The sequence below is a fragment of the Mucilaginibacter sp. 320_HR genome (genome assembly GCF_059691875.1).
The window spans coordinates 283,841-304,584 of the sequence record NZ_JCAWAI010000001.1 but is presented as its reverse complement, the minus strand read 5'-3'; the positions used below and the strand labels follow the sequence as shown (position 1 = coordinate 304,584).

Annotated in this window: 19 protein-coding genes; 10 read left to right on the top strand and 9 right to left on the bottom strand. The window is 44.1% G+C overall.

The window, feature by feature from the left end; translation table 11 throughout:
- Positions 1-57: 57 nt before the first annotated feature.
- The gene (locus AC59GT_RS01255; protein ID WP_497235951.1) at positions 58-528 is read left to right on the top strand and encodes a DUF5684 domain-containing protein; all 471 of its coding nucleotides are present in this window, start codon (positions 58-60) and stop codon (positions 526-528) included.
- Positions 528-869, top strand: a complete 342-nt coding sequence (locus AC59GT_RS01250; RefSeq protein ID WP_497235950.1) for a DUF2752 domain-containing protein — start codon at positions 528-530, stop codon at positions 867-869. Before AC59GT_RS01255 ends, AC59GT_RS01250 begins: the two co-directional genes overlap by 1 nt.
- Here the strand turns inward: AC59GT_RS01250 and AC59GT_RS01245 are convergent.
- Positions 866-1,597, bottom strand: a complete 732-nt coding sequence (locus AC59GT_RS01245) for an RDD family protein (protein ID WP_497235949.1) — start codon at positions 1,595-1,597, stop codon at positions 866-868. The genes AC59GT_RS01250 and AC59GT_RS01245 overlap by 4 nt on opposite strands.
- A 95-nt stretch (positions 1,598-1,692) precedes the next feature.
- Between AC59GT_RS01245 and AC59GT_RS01240 the strand changes: the two genes are divergently transcribed.
- Genes AC59GT_RS01240 through AC59GT_RS01215 form a run of 6 tightly spaced genes read left to right on the top strand, consistent with a single transcriptional unit; the run spans position 1,693 to position 7,755 of the window.
- Positions 1,693-2,652 (top strand): stage II sporulation protein M, encoded by a 960-nt coding sequence (locus AC59GT_RS01240; protein WP_497235948.1) that lies wholly within the window; start codon positions 1,693-1,695, stop codon positions 2,650-2,652.
- The gene (locus tag AC59GT_RS01235) at positions 2,636-3,523 is read left to right on the top strand and encodes a hypothetical protein (RefSeq protein WP_497235947.1); all 888 of its coding nucleotides are present in this window, start codon (positions 2,636-2,638) and stop codon (positions 3,521-3,523) included. Before AC59GT_RS01240 ends, AC59GT_RS01235 begins: the two co-directional genes overlap by 17 nt.
- Positions 3,523-4,251 (top strand): DUF4129 domain-containing protein, encoded by a 729-nt coding sequence (locus AC59GT_RS01230; RefSeq protein ID WP_497235946.1) that lies wholly within the window; start codon positions 3,523-3,525, stop codon positions 4,249-4,251. Before AC59GT_RS01235 ends, AC59GT_RS01230 begins: the two co-directional genes overlap by 1 nt.
- The gene (locus AC59GT_RS01225; RefSeq protein ID WP_497235945.1) at positions 4,248-5,426 is read left to right on the top strand and encodes a DUF4350 domain-containing protein; all 1,179 of its coding nucleotides are present in this window, start codon (positions 4,248-4,250) and stop codon (positions 5,424-5,426) included. Before AC59GT_RS01230 ends, AC59GT_RS01225 begins: the two co-directional genes overlap by 4 nt.
- Positions 5,427-6,404: an AAA family ATPase gene (locus tag AC59GT_RS01220; RefSeq protein ID WP_497235944.1), complete on the top strand. Its 978-nt coding sequence runs from the start codon at positions 5,427-5,429 to the stop codon at positions 6,402-6,404. It abuts the gene before it with no gap.
- A 4-nt stretch (positions 6,405-6,408) separates the two neighbouring features.
- Positions 6,409-7,755, top strand: coding sequence for a DUF58 domain-containing protein (locus AC59GT_RS01215; protein WP_497235943.1), 1,347 nt, complete (start codon positions 6,409-6,411; stop codon positions 7,753-7,755).
- 24 nt (positions 7,756-7,779) lie between these two features.
- Here the strand turns inward: AC59GT_RS01215 and AC59GT_RS01210 are convergent, their stop codons facing one another.
- The 8 genes from AC59GT_RS01210 to miaB form a co-directional block, all read right to left on the bottom strand.
- Complete coding sequence (locus AC59GT_RS01210; protein WP_497235942.1) at positions 7,780-8,433, bottom strand: mechanosensitive ion channel family protein; 654 nt, start codon at positions 8,431-8,433, stop codon at positions 7,780-7,782.
- A 491-nt stretch (positions 8,434-8,924) separates the two neighbouring features.
- The gene (gene groL / locus AC59GT_RS01205; RefSeq protein ID WP_497235941.1) at positions 8,925-10,565 is read right to left on the bottom strand and encodes a chaperonin GroEL; all 1,641 of its coding nucleotides are present in this window, start codon (positions 10,563-10,565) and stop codon (positions 8,925-8,927) included.
- An 80-nt stretch (positions 10,566-10,645) separates the two neighbouring features.
- Positions 10,646-10,945, bottom strand: a complete 300-nt coding sequence (locus AC59GT_RS01200; RefSeq protein ID WP_117384877.1) for a co-chaperone GroES — start codon at positions 10,943-10,945, stop codon at positions 10,646-10,648.
- A 240-nt stretch (positions 10,946-11,185) separates the two neighbouring features.
- Entirely contained in the window at positions 11,186-11,548 is a 363-nt protein-coding gene (gene secG / locus AC59GT_RS01195; protein ID WP_497235940.1) for a preprotein translocase subunit SecG, read from the bottom strand.
- 11 nt (positions 11,549-11,559) lie between these two features.
- Positions 11,560-13,338 (bottom strand): hypothetical protein, encoded by a 1,779-nt coding sequence (locus AC59GT_RS01190; RefSeq protein ID WP_497235939.1) that lies wholly within the window; start codon positions 13,336-13,338, stop codon positions 11,560-11,562.
- 34 nt (positions 13,339-13,372) lie between these two features.
- Positions 13,373-13,897 carry an LptE family protein gene (locus AC59GT_RS01185; protein ID WP_497235938.1) on the bottom strand — a complete coding sequence of 175 codons (525 nt, stop codon included), beginning with the start codon at positions 13,895-13,897 and terminating at the stop codon, positions 13,373-13,375.
- 9 nt (positions 13,898-13,906) lie between these two features.
- Entirely contained in the window at positions 13,907-15,163 is a 1,257-nt protein-coding gene (locus AC59GT_RS01180) for a sigma-54 interaction domain-containing protein (protein WP_117384884.1), read from the bottom strand.
- Positions 15,164-15,258: 95 nt separating this feature from the next.
- Entirely contained in the window at positions 15,259-16,716 is a 1,458-nt protein-coding gene (miaB, locus tag AC59GT_RS01175) for a tRNA (N6-isopentenyl adenosine(37)-C2)-methylthiotransferase MiaB (protein ID WP_497235937.1), read from the bottom strand.
- Between the two features lie 125 nt (positions 16,717-16,841).
- Here miaB and AC59GT_RS01170 point away from each other — a divergent pair, with 125 nt between their 5' ends.
- Positions 16,842-18,791: a hypothetical protein gene (locus AC59GT_RS01170; protein WP_497235936.1), complete on the top strand. Its 1,950-nt coding sequence runs from the start codon at positions 16,842-16,844 to the stop codon at positions 18,789-18,791.
- Positions 18,781-20,622 (top strand): hypothetical protein, encoded by a 1,842-nt coding sequence (locus tag AC59GT_RS01165; protein WP_497235935.1) that lies wholly within the window; start codon positions 18,781-18,783, stop codon positions 20,620-20,622. Before AC59GT_RS01170 ends, AC59GT_RS01165 begins: the two co-directional genes overlap by 11 nt.
- Positions 20,623-20,744: the final 122 nt, after the last annotated feature.

Here is a 20,744-nt window from a genome sequence, read left to right as displayed (position 1 = left end):
TTAATTCAGATCGAATAAATAACTTGAACGAAAATTTAAACATCAATCTTATCACCTATGGAAACTTACGATTCAGGTTCAGGCGGTGCCATTTTCGCGGTAATGGCGGCCATTTTTTCAATCCCAATGCTTATCATCTGGCTTATCAGCATTGTTGGCATGTGGAAAATGTATGAAAAAGCCGGCAAACCCGGTTGGGCTGCTATAATCCCGATCTACAACATCATTGTATTACTGGAGATCATTGGTAAACCGCTTTGGTGGTTTCTACTGCTGCTTGTACCTTGCGTAAATATCATTTTTGCCGTTTGGATGATAAATCTATTGAGTAAAAGTTTCGGACAAAGCGAAGGTTTTACCATTGGGCTATTGTTGCTCCCCTTTGTTTTCTACCCGCTGTTGGGTTTTGGTAACTACCGCTACGTGGGGCCTGCAGGTGCGGGCGCAGGAGCAACCGGCTTTAAACCTTATGATCCGGCAGACAATTACCGGGACCCCTTTAACACACCACCTCCTCCGCAAGTTTAATGCTTAATAGTTTATATATCCCCTGCAACCTTGTACTATTTGGTGCATGGCTGCAGGGGTATTTACTTCCATGTCCTTTTAAATTCCTGACCGGGATAGATTGTCCGGGCTGCGGGTTCCAGCGTTCGGTATTATCCCTTCTTCAGGGCAATTTACATCAAAGCTTTATATTGTATCCTGCTACCATTCCTTTACTAATGGTATTTGCGTACAGCGGGTTAGAAAGATTTTGGAAGCTGGACGACAATCGTTCGATTGTAAAAAAAACCATCTATATAAGTGTGGCGTCGGTCATACTTGTCAGTTACTGCCTCAAAATGACACACGCTTACCCGCATTAAATAACTTCAGCACGGGCAATCTGATGCGTATAGTCCTTAATTATAGTTTGCAAAAATCGGAGGTCGTTCATTTCAGGCGGCGGAGTGATGCCGAGGTGTTTTTTTATACGCTGGGCCATATTATAAACTACCACGTTGTTATCTGTCTTAATGTAGGTATTTATCACTTCGTTCACCAGGTCTATATCTTCACCGCTAAGTTGGGCAGCTTCCGGAAATAGTGGTATGTAATTATCTTCCGCAGCAACAAAAGCGATCTGACTCATGTTGGTACGCGGCTGTGTTTTTATAACAATAGTCCCCGCTACCAGGTCGCCAAGGCGCTGTACTTTCGTACTTATTGCAGCCGTTACTAAAGCCACGGAGCCCGCAGTAAGGCCAAAATCTATAATTCTCAACAGCCACCTTAATAAATATTGGCTTAGCCTGGGCTGTGCTCCATCCTGGCTGATCACCCTTACCTTCATTATCTTTTTTCCGATGGACTGCCCGTTCATGAAGACCTCACAAGCGAGATCGTAAAAAACGTACAGCACTGCATAGATGATAATTACAAACAAACCCGAAAAGTCCTGCATGTTAAGGCTGATGCCCAGTATGATAAAAAAGAAGTACAGCACAAAGAATATAGCGAAATCTATAATGCTGCCAACTATACGTTCACCTAAGCCGGCAAGCTCGTAATCAATATCTATATTTTGTGATGTGGTTATCCGTACGGTTTGCATGCAAAGAAATATTTATGCTCAAAATGCCTGTTTTTTATTGAATAATAAAACTTTTGTGATTATTTTAACGCCATAATAAAACCCGGACCGGATTAATGCGCGAACCTATTTTTGTTAAGCAGAACTCTAAAAAATGGGAGCGCTTTGAGTCATCTACTACCAGTGACGCGGATGAACTGGCAGACAGCTTCATACAAATCACAGATGATCTGGCTTACGCCAAAACATTCTACCCAAAATCTAAAACCACTACGTACCTCAACGGACTGGCCAGCAGGTTTCATCAATCCATCTACAAGAACAAAAGCGAAAAGGGCAATCGTTTTATAACTTTCTGGAGGTTTGAGCTGCCGCTATTATTTTACAGCTACCGCAAGCAACTGCTTTACTCATTCACTTTTTCCCTTGTATTTGCACTTATTGGCTGGGTGTCGGCAAAGTATGACGAAAATTTTATCCGGCTAATAATGGGTGATGAGTATGTAGACATGACAAACGCTAATATAGCCAAGGGCGACCCGTTTGGGGTGTATAAACAAAGCGGCGAGTTCTCGATGTTTTTCATGATTGCCGTAAACAATATCTATGTGTCGCTTAGCACCTTTGTAAGCGGTATTATTTTTTCAATAGGGACTGTTTATCAGTTGTTTCGTAACTGTTTAATGCTGGGTGCATTTGAGTACTACTTTTTCAGTAAAGGACTTGGCATGCAATCGGTGCTGGTGATATGGATACATGGCACACTGGAGATCTCGGCAATTATCATTGCCGGCGCTGCAGGGCTGGTATTAGGCAACAGCTTTTTGTTTCCTAAAACATACACCCGGTTGTTTTCATTAAAAACAGGAGCAATGGACGGTATGAAGATCGCCGTAGGCCTGGTACCTATTTTTATAACGGCTGCGTTTTTCGAGGGCTTTGTAACACGGCACACCGAAATGCCTGCATGGCTCAGTGTTAGTATCCTTGCGTCTTCACTCACATTTATAATATGGTACGTGGTGTTATATCCACGGGCACTCAACAAAAAGACATCGTATGGAACCTCAAGTTGAACTGGCAAAAACCCGCGATTTCGGCGAGGTAATTGGCGATACTTTCATGTTTATTAAACAGAACTTCAAAGAACTGCTGAAGAACTATTTTTTATTCTGCGGTGTGTTCATGGTATTCGGCTGCGTGGCTTTCGCGATGTCACAAGTAAGAATGATGAAGATCATGAATGAGGTGAATATTGAAGGCCCGAGGACCTTCTCTTCCATCTCCGGCTTTTGGTCAAGCTATGCTATAATTGGCATTGTAGGTATATCGGGTTATTGTGCAAGTATTACTACTATACTATGCTACTTAGCGGTTTATAAACGAAAAGGCAACTTAAAACCCACACCCGAGGAGATATGGAACTTTTTTAAATATTATTATTTGCGTGTTTTATTGGCCAGCATAGTAATGGTGCTTTTGCTAAGCTTCGCCTATGCGCTTTGCCTGATACCGGGTGTTTGGCTGTTCCCCATCTTTGGTCTCATATACCCTATTATGATCATGGAGAACACTAGCTTTGGGTTTGCTTTCAGCCGCAGTTTCCAACTCATAAAAGATAATTGGTGGATAACCGCTGGCAGCCTGTTCGTAATCTGGCTTATTGCCTATATAATGTCTATGGTATTTACTATACCTGCATCGGCGGCAAACCTGGCAAGCGCATTTATAACTCCTGGTAAAATGCAGAACCTTTCTTTGGGGAGCATTATATTTTCTGCTATTATGCAGCAGCTTGGCCAACTGATGTTCATTATTCCTACAATAGGCATATGCCTGTTGTATTATAACCTGGTAGAAACCAAAGAAGGTAGTAGCTTAATGGACCGCATTAGCAAGTTCGGCGAGCACAACCCTCAAACAGGCCTTCCAAACGAGGAGTATTGATGTTAAAAGCTGCCTGCCTTTTTATTTTCCTGCTTACTGCAACCCTGAGCCATGCAGCACCGGATACCGCTAAGGTACACCGCCCGGCTACACTGGTGATTGATACCGGCACAGTTGCGCAACGAACGTTTGACAAGACGGCTATAGAAAAGTTAAAAAGGCAGCCGGAGTTCGACTATCAGCAAAACTATGGCGGTCCATCACTTTGGACGCGCTTTTGGAAATGGTTTTGGTCGTTGTTTGAAACGAACGGTGGCGGAAAAGCTTTGGGATGGTTCCTTACATTTCTTAAATGGTTAATCTTAATAGGCGGGCCACTGGTAATTGTGTTGATCATCCTCAAACTTACCGGTATCGACCCATTAAGCATCTTCAGGCGCCAACCTTATACATCATTAGCTTATTCAGAGTCTGAAGAGAACATTCACGGGATTGATTTTGAAGCGGAGATTGAAAAAGCTGTTTCAGTTAATAATTACCGGCTGGCTGTACGGCTGCTTTACCTGCGCTGCTTAAAACAACTAAGCGACAGCGGACTAATCAACTGGCAAATAAATAAGACAAATACCAATTATATAAACGAGTTAACTGATAACATCCAAAAAGACACTTTTAAACAGCTGACGCGACAGTTTGAATATGCGTGGTATGGCGACTTCTTAATAAATGCCGACAGCTACCGTAGGATAAGCCAAATGTTTAACAACTTCAAAAGCAACGTCTCATGAAAGATTTTAAGATCTACATAAGTATAGGCATTGCACTGTTGTTGGCATACGTGGTTGCTCAGTATAACAAACCAAACCCAACAAGTTGGGACACTACTCTACGGTACAACGACAAGATCCCGTTTGGTACATACATCCTGTATAATCGCTTAAACGACATCTTCCCCGCTGCTACGGTCACCCGCACCAACAGGAGCGCCTATCGCGTGTTCAATGATAGCACGATGGCGCCCGGCAACTATCTTATTACAGCCAAAGCCGTCAACTTCAGCAAAACCGATTACGCAGCGATGGTGAAATTCATTAGCAGAGGCAATTCGGTACTCATCAGTACATTTGACATGAGCGATGCCCTTGCTAATACTTTGAAACTCAGCATCAGCAACGAGTTCGGCAAGCATTCTCCATTTCTGAATTTCACCAGCCGTAAGGTAAACAAAGATCTTGACTATCAATTCGACAAGCACACAGCCGACCAATACTTTAGTAAGTTTGATACAGCTAAAGCAGTTGTTTTAGGCCGTAACGAATACGGCAACAGTAACTTCATCCGGTATCGTTATGGTAAAGGCAACTTGTTCTTATTCGCAAATCCGCAGCTGCTTACTAACTATAGCTTGTTAAAGCCGATGGGAGCAGATTATGCTTCAAAAGTATTGTCGTACTTGCCCGCAAATGTTAGCCATATATATTGGGATCAGTTCCAAAACCACGACATAGCGGTAAATACATCCCCCATGCGCGTATTTTTTGAGTATGCAGCGCTGCGCTGGGCTTACTACATTGCATTAGCCAGTATGTTGCTGTTTGTTATTTACGAAGTAAAACGCCGGCAACGGATCATACCTATTGTAGACCCGTTAACCAACAGCACGCTGGAGTTTGTAAACGTAGTTGGCAAGGTTTACTATGAACAACGTGACAACGCCAATATAGCGTCTAAAAAGATCGTGTACTTTTCGGAACACCTGCGCAACACATTTGGTATAAAAGCGGGAACGTTTCAGCGCGAGTTTGTAGATCAGCTGGCAAGTAAAACCGGTATCGACGATCAGTTTGCTGATGAACTGGTGCGGTACATTAACTACCTGCTGCCACAAAGCAAGGTTACCGATCAGGAGCTTATAACATTAAACCAGTTAATAGAAAAATTTCACAAGCAATCCGGCTCATAAATGGAAAACGAAAATTTTGAACAACGTACCGATCTGGGCAGGCTCAGCAACGCTGTCGAGCAGATAAAAGCCACACTGTCTACCATTATTGTAGGCCAGCAACAGGTAATCGATTTAATTATCGCCGGGATATTGGCAGATGGCCATATACTGATAGAAGGTGTGCCCGGCGTTGCAAAAACCCTCACGGCAAAGCTTGTAGCCAAAGCTGTCGACGCGCAATATTCGCGCATACAGTTCACGCCTGACCTTATGCCATCTGATGTGCTGGGTACATCAGTATTCAACCCGCAAACAGCTTCTTTTGAGTTTAAACAGGGCCCGGTTTTTGGCAACATTATCCTGATAGACGAGATTAACCGCGCTCCGGCCAAAACACAATCGGCATTGTTTGAGGTAATGGAAGAACGCCAGGTGACCATAGACAGCCACACTTACAAAATGCATGAGCCATTTATAGTATTGGCTACGCAAAACCCGGTAGAGCAGGAAGGAACTTATCGCCTGCCGGAAGCCCAACTGGACCGTTTCCTTTTCAAAATCGAAATAAAATATCCATCACTTGAGGAAGAAATAACTATCCTTACACAACAGCATCAGCAAAAAACGCTCGAGCAGGTGAGCGAAGTTAAGCCTGTGCTCTCGGGCAGCGACATTGTTGCTTTAAGGCAGCAGGTGCGTGTGTTGTATGTAGAGCCAAAGATCCTGGCCTTTGCAGCAAGGATAGTTATAGAAACACGAAGTAACCGTTCTATCTATCTTGGCGGATCGCCACGTGCGTCTTTAGCCATTGTTAATGCGGCTAAGGCAATTGCAGCAATAAACGGCCGCGATTTTGTAACGCCAGACGATATTACATTAGTAGCAGCACCTGTGCTGAGGCACCGCATCATGCTTACGCCTGATAAAGAAATGGAAGGTGTTACGCCTGATGAAGTGATCGCTCAAATTATACAGAAAATAGAAATTCCACGCTAAGCTGTTGAAGAAGCTCATCAATCTGTTTTATACCAACTTGTTCCTGACAAGCCGCTTTTTCTTAGCGCTCTCAGCCTGTTCTGTATTCTTTTTATTCGCTTTTTTCTTTCCGTGGCTGGGCATCATACCCGAGTTAACATTTTGGTTACTGGTGTTGCTTATTCTTGTTGATGCCCTAATGTTGTACAGAGTTCGTACTGCTGTATTTGCAAAACGCCATGCTCCTGAACGCCTGAGCAACAGTGACGATAACGAGTTAGGGATTTATATCGAGAACAGGTACCCGTTCCCCATATCAGTAGGCATTATCGATGAGATTCCCGTACAGTTTCAAAAACGGGATGTTTGGTTTAAAACAACGTTGAAAGCTGGCGAACATAAGCTTATTAGTTATAGCCTAAGGCCTGTAAAAAGAGGCGAGTATGAGTTTGGCATCATCCGGGTATTTGCAAGATCGCCGATTGGCCTGTTAAGCCGCCGCCATAATTTTGAACAAGCCGAAACGCTGCCGGTATATCCGTCCTTTTTGCAGATGCGCAAATATGAACTCGTGGCCATTTCTAACCGGTTAAACGAGTTCGGCATAAAAAAGATCAGACGACTAGGGCAAAGCCGCGAATTTGAACAGATCAAGACCTATGTAGCCGGAGACGATCCGCGATCAATAAATTGGAAAGCTTCTGCAAGGCATGGCGCCCTGATGACCAATTCCTATACAGATGAAAAGTCTCAGCAGGTTTATTGCATTATAGATAAATCGCGCGTTATGAAAATGCCCTTCGAAGGTTTAAGCCTGCTGGATTATGCCATTAATGCTAGCCTGGTACTATCAAATGTCGCTTTGCTGAAGCAGGACAAAGCCGGACTGATAACGGTTGCAGAAAAAATAGGGAGCGTATTGCAAGCGGACAGAAAGCATGCGCAGATTAATAAGATACTGGAGGTATTGTACAAAGAAAAAACACGCTACCTGGAAACTAATATGGAAGCGCTGTACAGCACCATACGCAATGTTGTAAAGCAACGGAGTTTGCTGGTGTTCTTCACCAACTATGAAAGCCTGCCAGCTTTGCAACGACACCTGCCATTTCTCAAGCGGATAGCGCGGCATCACTTGTTATTGGTTGTATTTTTTGAAAACACGGAGCTAAAACACGTTACCGAGCAGCTTGCGAACGATGTGGAAAGCATCTATGTAAAAACAATTGCCGAAAAGTTTGCCTATGATAAACGCCTGATTGTAAAAGAGCTGGCGGCTAATGGCATACAATCTATACTTAGCACTCCAAAAAATCTAACCGTAACTACCATCAACAAGTACCTGGAGTTAAAAGCCCGGCAGAAGATTTAAAAAGCATCTGTCTAAAGTAATAACCTAAGCCATTCCGGGTAACTTAATGCCGGCAGCTTTTACGTCGTTAATAACTCTTTCCTGCAAGGCAATTTTGGTATGCAGAAAAAACGCAGGTTCAACCCATACCCTTATCGTAAAATGCATGCCATCGGCATCCAGCGTAAGTACGCCCACCCGCGACGCAGGTTCATCTAAAATATTAGGTGTTTGTTTAATGGCATTGTTAATGATGCCTTTTACCTGCTCTATATCTGCGCCGTAGTTCAGCTTAAAGTCAATATCCAGCCGGCGCTTGCCCTGGCGGGTAATATTGGTAATTACCTCGTTAAACAGCTTACCATTAGGTATAATAACAGTTTTGTTATCGGCTGTAAGTATCTCCGTATAGAACAATTGAATGCCCTGTACGCGACCATCCTGTCCCTGCGCTATAATATGGTCCTCCACATCAAAAGGTTTTAGAAGCAGAATAAGTACGCCACCGGCAAAGTTTTGCAGCGTTCCGGAAAGGGCAAGACCAGCAGCTACGCCTAAAGCACCTACCAGTGTAGCAAAAATGGTTATGGGGTAACCCATTACGCTAAGCACTGATATCACTAACAGCACATACAAGGCAGTAATGCTTAAACTAAGAAAGAAAGGGCGTAACGATGAATGAACCTCATGCTTGTGCATGCGGCTGGTAAGTTTTGTTCTTAAAAATTTAATGAACCATAAACCGGCGAAGAAAAGTACTATTCCTATTATGAACCGGGGGCCGTTAGTAACTAGCCAAACATGTATATCGTGGTAGAATTCTTTTAGCTCCATAGACGGGGCCAAAATTAAGGATTTTTGACTTAACTATAAATGGCCACGAAGAGCTCCGGGCCTTTAAACAGCACCCACTCCACTATCCTGCTGTGTATCTGCGTCTTCTTGTTTATCAAATGTTTCATAACATAAGCGTATGTTCAAACGCTATGCCTAAGCGTTGCTATAACAATTTGATTACGTAAAATTGTTAATTAGCGCTACAATGAGGTCTAAACCTGCCAGTACAGCCTCAAAACCTATATTTAACTCAGCTCCTACAATAGCAAAAAACATACAAACAAAAAACCCTGTACACTTTTGTGTACAGGGTTTAATATAGGTTTTCTATTCCCGTTAGGGTTTAGAGGGTATTACATCATGCCGCCCATGCCGCCGCCGCCCATTGGAGGCATACCAGCACCACCTTTGTCGTCTTCCGGCTCATCAGCAAGAACACACTCGGTAGTTAACAGCATTGAAGCAATAGAAGCTGCGTTCTCTAATGCTACACGGCTTACTTTAGTTGGGTCGATAACACCGGCGCCAATTAAGTTTTCGTAAACATCGGTACGTGCGTTGTAACCAAAGTCGGCGGTGCCTTCTTTAACTTTCTGCACAACTATAGAACCTTCGATACCTGAGTTCTGGCAGATCTGACGAAGAGGCTCTTCAATAGCGCGACGGATGATCTGGATACCAGTGTTCTCGTCGTCGTTAGCACCTTTCAATTCAGTTAAAGCAGCAACAGCGCGGATGAAGGCTACGCCACCACCTGCAACTATACCTTCTTCAACAGCAGCACGGGTTGCGTGCAATGCATCGTCAACACGGTCTTTTTTCTCTTTCATTTCTACTTCAGAAGCTGCGCCAATGTATAATACAGCTACACCACCGCTTAATTTAGCAAGGCGTTCCTGTAATTTTTCTTTGTCGTAGTCTGATGTAGTGTTCTCAATTTGAACACGGATCTCACCAACACGGGCTTTGATCTGCTCAGCATCACCAGCACCATTAACGATGGTAGTGTTATCTTTATCAACAGAGATTTTTTCTGCCTGGCCTAACATGCTCAGGTCCGCGCTTTCCAGTTTGTAACCGCGTTCTTCAGAGATTACGGTACCACCGGTTAGGATAGCAATGTCTTCCAGCATAGCTTTACGACGGTCGCCAAAACCAGGAGCTTTAACAGCTGCAACTTTCAGTGAACCACGGATCTTGTTTACTACTAATGTAGCCAGTGCTTCGCCATCAAGGTCTTCAGCAATGATCAATAGTGGCTTGCCGGTTTGTACTTGTTTCTCCAGGATAGGAAGTAACTCTTTCATTGAAGAGATCTTCTTGTCGTAGATAAGGATGTATGGGTTATCCAGTTCTACTTCCATCTTGTCAGAGTTGGTTACGAAGTAAGGAGATAAGTAACCACGGTCAAACTGCATACCTTCTACAGTTCTAACTTCAGTTTCTGTACCTTTTGCTTCTTCAACAGTAATAACACCGCTGGTGCCAACTTTCTTCATAGCGTCAGCTATCATTTCGCCAATAACTTCATCGTTGTTAGCAGAAATAGAAGCTACTTGTTTGATCTTGCCGAAATCGTCGCCAACATCTTGTTTTTGTGAACGCAGGTTCTCAACAACAGCAGCAACTGCCTTGTCAATACCGCGTTTAAGGTCCATTGGGTTTGCGCCGGCAGCAACGTTTTTAATACCCGCTGTAACAATAGCCTGAGCTAATACAGTTGCAGTAGTAGTACCGTCACCCGCAATGTCAGCAGTTTTTGAAGCTACTTCTTTAACCATCTGGGCACCCATGTTTTCAACAGGGTCTTTCAGTTCAATTTCTTTTGCTACAGTTACACCGTCTTTAGTTACTGATGGTGAACCAAATTTCTTGTCGATAATTACGTGACGGCCTTTAGGACCTAATGTAACCTTTACTGCATTTGCCAGGATATCAACACCGCGTTTTAGAGCGTCGCGGGCTTCTACGTTATATTTTACTTGCTTAGCCATTTTATTAAAATGTTTGAATTAGTGAATTAATGATTTAGTGAATGTTTTTAATTGCTGTTTATCAGTCAATCGTTAATCACTTATTGGTTAAAAACAGCGTAAATGTCAGATTCGCGCATGATCAGATACTCCTTACCGTCAACAGAGATCTCGGTACCGGCGTATTTACCGTATAATACTTCGTCGCCAACTTTAGTGGTCATTGGGATAAGTGTACCTGTGTTGTCGGCATATTTACCCGGGCCTACCGCTACAATAGTTCCTTTTTGTGGTTTCTCCTGAGCAGTTTCAGGAATGTAAATACCAGAAGCGGTCTTAGTTTCGGCAGCAGCAGCCTGCACGACTACCCTGTCTGCACTTGGTTTAATGTTTAATGACATAGTACTAACTATTTTGATTTATAATATTAAGTTTTCGCTGTAGTGTTATCATCAACTATGCCAAGCAGCAAAAATGTGCGCAAATGGCATTTTTTATGATGTATTGGCAGTTATGTTAATGCGAGGTTAAGTCATGAGCGCTAACAAGAATGCACTTGTGTCATGCTGTCAGGCAATGGTCATCAACAAAAAAGGCCTTGAATATTCAAGGCCTTTCTAAAGTTTTATTGATACTTATAATTACGGTTTCTTAGGAGCCGGAGTTGTAGCCGGTGTAGTTGGTAGGTTGATTGGTGCTGCCGCAGGTGCTGTATTTGCAGGTTTAGAAGCTTTCTTGATCTGCTCCATTAAAGCAGGATCTTCTGAACGCTGGCCACCGCCACCTTTAACCGATACGTTAATAACAAGTGATAATACCATTATGGCTATTGCTAAAACCCAGGTACCTTTTTCCAGGAAATCACCGGTTTTCTGCACACCCATTAACTGAGATGAGCTGGAAAAATTTGAAGATAAACCGCCGCCTTTAGGGTTTTGGATTAACACGATGAATCCTAAAAGGACACATATGATGATGGTAATGATTATTAATAATGAAGCCATTTATATTGTTATTAATTGGTCTTTTTTTCTAATTGTTCAATCTGGGCTGCAAAGTAAAGCTTTTTTTCCGGAATCTTCAACATCAATTTTTTATAAGTAGCTATGGCTTTATGATATAGCATCTGGTCGCTGTAGATGCGTGCCAGCGTTTCTGTTACTAACGCATCCTGATCTTCGGAGCTCTTTTTCGCCTTATTTTCATTATCCAATTTGTCTGCAGATAATGGTTTTATCTGCGGATCTGTCTGTATAAAGCGCTCGATAATTACATCTTCCTTCTTGTTGTGATCGAACTCCACCTTTGGCGGATCAACAATACCAATGCTGCTAACCGATGTGAGATTCACAATATTTTCGAAATATTGCTGCTGCAACTCATCACCTGAAGCTTTTTTTGACTCCTGCATAGTCGCTTCAGCCTGTGCTGCCGAGTTAACCGGCTCAGCATAAGGCTGGATTATCGATGCATGCTCCTTACGGGTTTTATCCAGCCACCACAGGAAGCTGTACGGCATTGTGTCGTCGTTATAGCGTGCAACTGCAGGCTCCGGTTCAATTGGTTTGGACTCCTCGGTTGCTGCTTGAGGGCTTTTAGGCTCTTCTACCGCGTCTTCGGATGGTTGTTGAGCGGGACTTTCAGGCTCTGCTTGATCGACATCCTCTGCTACAACCGCGAAACCTGTACGTAACTCATCCAGCTTTTTATCAAAGGAAAGATAGTCGGTAGCTGCTATGTTGCCATATATAAGCCGCTCCGTTTCAGCGTCAAATGCAGGCGGATTGACTGGCGACGCGGGTACCTCCTCAATTTCAGGTGTCTGCTCACCGGTTTCTTCTGTATCCAAAGCGAACTTATTGGATAATCCCGCAATGCCGATCTCATCTATGCTGACGATCTCGTCATACACCTCGTCATCTATCTCATCTTGTTTATGAAAAACATTCTCTACAGGGTAGTTGGCGGGTACCTCAATTGGCTCTACAGGATTTAAGCCAATAGCTTCCATCTCATATGCAGACAGCGAATGATCGTATGTAGGAATATTGAACTCACTTGACGCAGGAATAGAGAAGGTTGGTGTAGGCTCCTCCTCCAGAACACTTTCAGGCTGGTGAAACGTTGCTTCCCAAATACCCTCATGCCCCATCGTTTCAGTATTGCTGAAGGTTTCGTCCTCAACTACAGGTTCTGCCAGTTTAGACATATCCCACGGGTTGCTTTCCTCTTCTTCCTGCTCGCCAACTGGTGGTGCAGGTTCCTGATAAGGCACCTCGACAGGTTCAACGTTCTGTTGTTCTTCAGGCTCGTTAGCTACTGCTTCCTCAACATGCTCTGGTAAAGCTGGTGGCAATTCTTCAATTGCCGGCTCTGTTGGTACAACTTCCTCCTGTGCAGGAGCTTCCGTAACCATCAGGCTTTCTTCTGCAGCAACAGGCTCGTCGCTTACCGGGGCTTCTTGCGTAGCTTCCGGTTCGACAACAACCTCAGTGGTGACTGATGCTGTTGATTCCGCCGGTTCACTGCTGTTTAGCGATTTATTGATGCGATCCCTGGAGACAGGTAAAAGGCTGTCCGGGTCGTTTATGATCTTGTAAAGGGTTGAAGGGGTGAAATAAACCGAAGCTTTAGCAAGGTCTGAGGGTTCGCCGGTACGGGCGTATAGCATTTGCAGCAGTCCGCTTTGCGGGTTGTCCTGCACCAAACGCTCAAGCGCCTGCCTTTGCTGCTGCCCGTTCTCTGCCGGGTTGGCAAGCAGCTCCCACAAAATCTCCTTATATCTGTTCTCCAAGTTTTGATCCACCTGCCCTAAAACTACAAATTGCTTACCAATTATTAAAAGCCCTGTTGAAAATATCGTCGGTAAGCTGCTTGTTTATCTCCTGTATAAGCTGCTGCTCTTGTGATGATATATCGCCCGTGAAATCTCTGGATTTTGTAAACGACTCCTCAAAATTATACTTTTTATTGGCATCGTAAGTGTATTTAACGCTAACCGTAATAGTTAAACGGCTGGCGCCTGCTATTGGTGGGTTGTTAGGATTAGTTGCCTGGATAGATACCGGTGCTATGCTGTAGCCGGTTATCGCGCCGGAGAACGTAGCGTTTGATTCGCCACGAACAATGCTTATACTGGTTTGCGTACGAATCCTGTTCTTAAGCGACTCGGTAAACTGCTGGCTAAGAGTTGGTACCACCAGTTGTGCATTGTTCTCAAAGAATTGTACGTTAACCGTCTTAAGATCATCAGGGATGGTAGCGCCGTTAAGGGATATTTTATAAGAGCACGAATTGAACACCAGCACTACAGCCGCTAATAACAAACTAGTCAGGAAAACCCTTTTACGCATTTGGTGAGGTTATAAATTAAGTTCTTTAATCTTGCGGTACAGTGTACGTTCTGATATGCCCAGCTCATTTGCGGCAAGCTTGCGTTTGCCCTTGTGCTTTTTCAAAGCCTTACGTATCAGGTCCGATTCTTTATCAACCAGCGACAACGATTCTTCTACTTCTTCCGCATCGTGCGTAATATGGAAAGCATCATTGTTGTTGCCGTTGTTGGCCGCGTTGTTATTAACGGGCTGTTGCAAAGTAAATTGTGGCTCGGTATGGTTGTTTACAGGCAATTCAATATCCCTGTATAACTGGTTAAGCGTTTGTGTATGGTTGGCGTAGTTTGGCGATACACCCCCATGCTCAATAATATCTGCAACCAGCTTTTTAAGCTCGACCATATCCCGCTTCATGTCAAACAACACCTTGTAAAGAATGTCCCTTTCAGAAAAATCTTCCTTTGGTTGCGCATCCAAACGCATTGGTAAATTGCTGCGGCTGGCTTCATGCGGTATATACGTTAACAGGGTCGGCGCTGTAATTACCCGGTCGCGTTCCAGAACGGCCAACTGCTCGGCCATGTTCTTTAGCTGGCGCACGTTGCCGGGCCACGAGTAGTTGATCAGCACCTGCTGTGCCTCATCATCAAGCTGAATAGGCGGGGTGCGGTATTTATCGGTAAAGTCTGCCGTGAATTTCCGGAACAACAAGAAGATATCTTCTTTACGGTCGCGCAAGGGTGGTATGCGCAACGGCACGGTATTTAAACGATAGTACAGATCCTCGCGAAACTTCCCTGCCTTTACCGCGTCGTACACATCTACGTTGGTAGCTGCAATAACACGCACATTGGTTTTCTCTACTTTGGATGACCCAACACGGATGTACTGCCCCGATTCCAAAACCCTTAGCAGGCGGGCCTGTGTACCCAGTGGCATCTCGGCAATCTCATCTAAAAAGATGGTACCGCCGTTAACTGTTTCAAAGTAGCCTTTACGTTCGCCAACGGCGCCGGTGTAAGCGCCCTTTTCGTGACCGAACAGTTCAGAGTCGATAGTACCTTCAGGTATTGCGCCGCAGTTCACGGCAATGAACGGCCCGTGCTTGCGCGGGCTCATCTGGTGAATAATATGCGAAAATACTTCCTTACCACTGCCGCTCTCCCCTGTTATTAAAACAGAAATGTCGGTTGGTGCAACCTGGTTGGCTATAACTATAGCCCGGTTAAGCAAAGGCGAATTGCCAATTATCCCGAAGCGTTGTTTTATTTCTTGTACTTCCATACCCCCCAGCCCCCTAAAGGGGGAGTTTTTGTGTGTATTTTATTCTATATAGATATTTTCCCTTTATTTACGTCCAATGCGGACGTAACTCCCCTTCAGGGGGTTTGGGGGATAATCCTTCCTATCAGCGTAGCTGTTGTGCAGCGCTCTACCAGCACGTTGGCGTACTGCCCTGGTTTGTAATCTTCATGAACAGGGAAAACCACCATAGCGTTCTTATCACTGCGGCCGGCGTAGTCGTTGTTTGATTTTTTGGAAAAACCCTCTATCAGCACACGCTCAATCCTGCCCAGTGATTCCTGCATACGTACGTAAGAATACTGCTGCTGCTTGGCAACCACCTCTTTTAGCCTGCGGTGCTTCACCGCCTCCGGTATATCATCAGCATAACGCTTTGCGGCTAAAGTGCCGGGGCGCTCGCTGTACATAAACATATAAGCAAAGTCGTACTTAACGTAATCCATCATGCTCAATGTTTCCTGGTGCTCTTCTTCCGTTTCGGTGCAAAAACCGGTAATGATATCCGTTGAAATGGCACAGTTGGGGATAATGCGACGGATCGCGTCTATCCTGTTAATGTACCAGTCGCGGGTGTAAGTACGGTTCATCAGTTCCAGCACACGGGTATTACCGCTTTGTACCGGCAGGTGTATGTAGTTGCAAATATTGTCGTACCTGGCTATGGTATACAGCACCTCATCAGTAATATCCTTCGGGTGCGACGTAGAAAAGCGCACACGCAGGTCGGGGTGTATCAATGCAACCATTTCCAGCAGGCTGGCAAAATTCACTACCTGTACTTCGGCTCCTGCTGTAAGTGCTTCACCATCTTCTGCAGTTGTAGCACTCCACTTATAAGAATCCACATTTTGCCCCAATAGCGTAACCTCACGGTATCCCTTATCAAAAAGGCTTTTGCATTCTGCTACTATAGAGTGTGCATCACGGCTGCGTTCGCGGCCGCGGGTGAAAGGCACCACACAAAATGAACACATATTATCGCAACCGCGCATAATAGATACAAAAGCGTTGATGCCATTTGTATTCAAACGAACAGGGCTTATATCGGCGTAGGTTTCTTCGCGGCTTAGCAAAACATTTACCGCCCGCTGCCCTCCGTCAACCTGCTCTATAAGGTTTGGCAGATCGCGGTAAGCGTCAGGGCCTACAACTACGTCAACCAGTTTTTCTTCTTCTAAAAACTTTGCCTTTAAACGCTCGGCCATACAGCCCAGCACCCCTACTACCATGCCCGGGTTTTTAAACTTAGCACCGGCAAATTCCTTTAAACGGTTGCGTACGCGTACCTCTGCGTTCTCCCGTATAGAACAGGTATTTATGAAGATAACGTCGGCATTGTTAAAGTCCTGCGTGGTTTCAAAACCTTTATCAGCCAGTATCGAAGCCACTATCTCGCTATCGCTAAAGTTCATGGCACAGCCATAGCTTTCTATGTAAAGCTTACGGCCGTTGTGCTTACCGTTCGGCTCTAAAACAAGCGCTTCACCCTGCCTGCTCTCATCGTGCGCCTTATCCTGTATTAAAAGCTCCATTCGTAAATTGAAAATTTTTGAACCGCAAAAATACACATTTTCATCAAAAGAATGACAGATTGTCAGCGAGTGGTAACAAATTAATGTTTGTGTTGTTATAACTCTGAATTACAATAAGCCATACAATGGAAGAACAAGTCCCGGAAAAAAAACGTGTACGAAAATGGCCTTTTATATTGCTGGGGATAGTGGCGGTATTGGCTATTGGTGTTTACTATGCATACAACAAATATGTTGCACAAGACCGCTGGAAGCCTTATTTACAGCAGGAGTTAAAGTCGCTTATTTTAAAGACGACCGATAGCCTTTATAGTATAGATTATTCTGACTTTGATCTGAATATCGCCTCCGGCGATGTAACGCTTACCGATTTTAGACTAAAGCCGGATACCAATGTTTACCTGAAAATGGTAGCCGAAAAAAAAGCGCCAGACAATCTGTTCACCTTAAGGGTAAAAAAATTATCGATTAAAAACCTGGGCGCTAAAAAAGCTTATAAAGAGAAGATACTCAACATAAAAGATATTACGATAGAAAAGCCTAGTTTAACTGTAGTAAATAAACGCTTTAGTTTTAACGATACGGTAAAAGTGGGTAAGCCCAAAAGCCCGTACGAAATCGTCAAGAAAACATTTAAGCAGCTGCGGATAGACTCTATCGCATTGAAGGACATTAGCCTGAACTATATCAACAGGAGCGATGGGGCACCAAAAAGTACCGCTTTAAAACATTTGGACATCAATATTTCCGACGTACTTATAGATTCCCTGTCCGGCCTGGACCCGAACCGGTTTTATTACACCAAAGGGGTAGATGTAACCATAAAGAACTATGCGGCACTTACCGGCAATAAACTTTATAAAATATCGCTGAAGAAGATCTTCTTCTCTACCGCAAAACGATTAATTGTACTTGACAATGTTGCGTACACCCCACTTTACAGCCGAAGGGGCTTTTACCGTAAAACAGGCAAACCAGGCGAACGCTACACGATAAGCTTTAAACAAATTGCCATTAACGACATAGACCTGCAACGCTTCCTGCGCGATCAAAAGCTTTATGCAGGTGTTTTAAATGTTAAGGATGGCAACGTAGAAATATACAACAATAACAAGTACAGGGGGCCTAAAACAATAAAGATAGGCAAGGATCCTCACCAGGCCTTGCAACGCGTTTCGTTAGATATGCGCCTGAAACGCCTTAATATTAAAAGTACAGATATAAAGTACCTTGAGGCTGATGCTACAACAGGAATTACAGGTGAGATTCTGTTTAAGAATACCGACGGGGTGATCATGAACCTTACTAATGATCCTTCCGAAAAAAAGATAAACCCGGTAATGACAGCTCACATAAACACCCGCTTTATGAATGCCGGCAACCTGAATGTGAACTTCAGGTTTAACCTGAACGCCAAAGATGGCTCATTTAATTACAACGGCACGCTTGGCAAGTTTAACGGGCAGGTGCTTGATAAGCTGGTTAAGCCGCTGGCGCTGGTGCATGTGAAATCGGCAGATATTGACAGGCTTCACTTTAATGTAAATGCCAATAACTACCGGGCGAAAGGCCAGCTGGAGTTCTACTACCATAATTTAAGCGTAGATCTGTTGAAAAAGCAGGAGGGTGTTAAAGAACTGCAACGCCAGGGATTGATCTCGCGCGTGGCAAACACCTTTTTTATAGATAACGATAACCCGTCTAAAAATGGTAAATTCAGGCCGGGGCCAATTAACGTCGCCCGCGATCCGCATACCTCCTTCTTCAGCTTTTTATATAAAGGCTTGCTCGACGGGTTAAAGCCAAGCGTGGGCTATGATAAAAAGAACGAGAACTTTGTAAACCAGACCGTTGCACAGGTAACCAGCGTGCTTGATAAGTTTAAACAATTTAAAGAGAACCGGAAAAAACGCCGTGAAGAACGCAAAAAAGAAAAAGCGTTGAAAAAGGCTGCCGACGAAAAAGAAGAAGCTGCTAAAAAATTGAAAGAGGCACAGGAAAAGGCCGGAAAAGAAAAACAAAAGGCAGCAGAAAAGGCCGCTAAAGAAAAAGAAAAACAGCAAAATGGCGGGTAAATTAATCAGGCATAAATGGCAAAAGGTACTTCTTATTGTATTTACAATTTTACTGCTGCTGGTATTAATACCCGCGTTGCTAATAAACCACTACTGGTCGCCTATCTTGTCTGACAAGGTAAAAACCGCTATACTGGAAAAAACCGACAGCCTTTACCGGGTAGACTACACCAACGCCAGTCTTCATATTCTAAAAGGCGAGGTAATATTTTATGATATTACCTTAACGCCCGACACGACAGTTTACCGCCGAAAAGTAAAACAGGGGTTTGGACCAAACAACCTTTACAAGCTGCATGTGAAACGGCTGGTGGTATCGCACATACACCCTTTTACCCTATACTTTAAAAAAAAGCTGGACATTAGCAGAATAACGTTAAGCGCTCCCGAGCTGGAAGTAAGCTACAACCCGGTGCGGCAGCGCGACACCACGACCAAGGATAAGCGCACGCTATGGCAAAAAATATCCAAATCTCTAAAGCTGATACATGTTGGCGAGATATACCTTAACGATGTGCAATTTAAATACAAGGATTACTCCGGATCGAAGCTGCAGGTATCTCAGTTAAAAGAGCTCAACCTAAAAGCTACCGACCTGTTGATAGACTCGGCTACACAGACAGACCGCAGCAGGCTGTTGTACTGCGCAGACATTGGCGCCGAGGTGTACAATTATACCGGCAAATCTGCCGATGGGCTTTATACTTATCATGTAAAATCGGCAAAGCTGTCTACACAAACATCAGCGTTAACACTGGAAGATGTGAACCTTAAACCAATTAACCCGAAAATGTTCTTTGACGACAGCCAGCAAGACAGGTTTACCCTGCACTTTGACACTGTACAGCTTAAGCGGTTTGATTTTTTGACGTACCACAAGTTTCACACTTTTAACACGGCTAATTTGATCCTGACCAAAGGCTCGTTTTCTGTGTACAGCAATCCGAATGCGGCTATCAAAAAAACCGACCGGATAGTTACCTTTCCCCAGTACGGACTAAAAACCATTAAGGCAGCTATAAACATTGACACGCTTAGGCTGCGGCATATTGATGTTTACTATAACGAGTTTGGCAAGCAGTCGAAACAACGGGGATATGTCGCCTTTAACAATACAAACGGCACCATTACCAACATCACCAACAATAAAGACAGTCTTGCTATAAACCACCGTGCCGTAGCATTGCTCACCACTACCTTTATGAACCAGGGCAAAATGCGCCTTAAGTTTGCGTTCAACCTTACCGATCCTGCTTATGGTTACAGCTACAGCGGGCATTTGGGTGCGGTATCTATGCCTGCAGTTAACCCGGCTACTATGCCGCTTGCCATGGTAAAGATCACCTCAGGCCAACTAAACAGCCTCGACTTTGATATTAACAGCACCAGCAAGGTATCTACAGGTAAAGTAACGCTGTTATATAACAACCTCAAGATAAAGATGCTTAAGGCCGACACCATTAAGACCTATAAGAATAAAACGCTGGCATCTCTCTTTGTAAATTCGCTCATCATCAAACACGATAACCCCGACGATGGGGAAGCGGTCCCAAGATCAGCCAATGTTAAGTTCGTGCGGCCGTACAATTTCCCATTCTTTAAAACGGTATGGCAAACGCTCTTCAGCGGCATTAAGCCCAATGCAGGCGTAGGCCGCGCAAAGGAAGAACAGGCTTTAAAAGAAATGGACAAGCACGACAAGAAAGTAAAAGAGCGTGCCCTGAAAAAAGCTGAAAAAGCCAAAAAGAAAGCTGAAGAAGAAGCCAAAAAAGCCCGCGAAGAACTGGAGAAAAAACGTAAAGAAGCAGCAAAAAAACGCCAGAAAAATTAGCTCTCCCAGGCACCCGTTTTCACCTGTAATAAAAACCCTGTTTGCAAATATATTTTAATTTAGCCGTGTAAAACGGTGTGGTTTTTAAAGGTTGCTGCGTTACTTTAAAGCGAAAAAGCGCC